Below are 280 nucleotides of genomic sequence, written 5' to 3' on the forward strand. Positions count from 1 at the left end.
GGTCAGCAGACTCTTTTTCAACTTCTTCAATCTGTGTATCTAGTATTTTGAGCTCTGCTTTCGCACCCGCATCTTCTTCGTTTTTCAACACTTCGCGCTGCATTTTTAACTGAATCAGACGGCTATCGAGCTTACCTAATGCCTCAGGCTTACTGTCCATCTCCATCCGCAGACGACTGGCTGCTTCGTCAATGAGATCAATCGCCTTATCCGGCAGTTTACGATCAGTAATATAGCGATGACTCATACGCGCAGCCGCAATGATAGCGCTATCTTGAAT

1 pseudogene is annotated in these 280 nt (G+C 46.1%); it reads right to left on the reverse strand.

Annotated features, from left to right (window positions below):
• Positions 1-280: pseudogene (locus tag AAEY83_RS14255) on the reverse strand (type VI secretion system ATPase TssH); the annotation flags it as partial.

Origin of the sequence: Psychrobacter sp. TB20-MNA-CIBAN-0197, from assembly GCF_040309765.1 — a bacterium.
Classification (GTDB): domain Bacteria; phylum Pseudomonadota; class Gammaproteobacteria; order Pseudomonadales; family Moraxellaceae; genus Psychrobacter; species Psychrobacter submarinus.